Origin of the sequence: Streptomyces lateritius (assembly GCF_014649715.1) — a bacterium.
In the GTDB taxonomy this organism is placed as follows: Bacteria; Actinomycetota; Actinomycetes; order Streptomycetales; family Streptomycetaceae; genus Streptomyces; species Streptomyces lateritius.
Genome location: NZ_BMTO01000046.1, coordinates 1 through 866, shown reverse-complemented (window position 1 = coordinate 866; position 866 = coordinate 1). Strand labels below are relative to the sequence as shown.

The window sequence follows — 866 nt, the reverse complement described above, 5'->3', positions numbered from 1 at the left end:
CTTAGAAGCCATCTCATTTGGCGAGTCTGCGGTAGCAGATAAGGGTGCAGGCGATGCTGGTGAAGGCGAGGAAGTGGTCGGCCTTGCGTTCGTAGCGTCGGTGGAGGCGGCGGCAGCCGGCGAGCCAGGCCATGGTGCGTTCCACGGTCCAGCGGTGGCGGCCCAGCCGTTGCGAGGACTCGACTCCTTTGCGGGCGATGCGGTGGGTGATGCCGCGCTCGCGTAACCATCGCCGCAGGTGGGCGTAGTCGTAGCCCTTGTCGGCGTGGAGTTTGCCGGGCTTGCGCCGTCGTCGGCCGCGGCGCGAGCGGATCGGCGGGATGCCCTTCACGAGCGGGATCAGGGCCTGGCTGTCGTGCAGGTTGGCCCCGGAGATGCCGACGGATATGGGCAGACCCGACCGTTCCGTGATCAGGTGGATCTTCGAGCCGTACTTGCCCCGGTCGACAGGATTCGGACCCGTCAGGTCCCCCTTTTCAGGGCCCGCATGTTCACCGAGTCGATCGCGCACCGCGACCAGTCCAGTTCGCCGCGGGCACCGAGTTCGTCAAGGACCAGGCGGTGGAGCTTGGCCCACACCCTGGCCTTCGACCACTCCGAGAACCGCCGGTGGGCGGTCGCTCCGGACGGGCCGAACGACGCCGAAGGCAGCTGCTGCCAGGTACAACCAGACGTGGCCACGAACACGATCGCGGCAAGCACTTCCCGGTCGCCGTGCCGACGCCGACCACCGCCCTGCGGCCGCGACGGCGCCTCCGGCACCACCCGCTGGAACAACTCCCACAACTCGTCCGGCACCAACCGCTCAACGATGCCCACCATGACTCACAGAATACCGAGGCATCCAAATGAGATGGCTTCTTAGG

General features: G+C 67.1%; 1 protein-coding gene. It reads right to left on the bottom strand.

Annotation, left to right across the window (positions count from 1 at the left end):
* Positions 1 to 13 precede the first annotated feature (13 nt).
* Positions 14 to 822, bottom strand: a protein-coding gene (locus IE136_RS35205) for an IS5 family transposase (protein ID WP_373309223.1) whose coding sequence is annotated in 2 segments (ribosomal slippage) — positions 14 to 474 and positions 474 to 822 — 810 coding nt in all. Because the reading frame shifts where the segments join, the coding sequence is not laid out codon by codon here.
* Positions 823 to 866 lie beyond the last annotated feature (44 nt).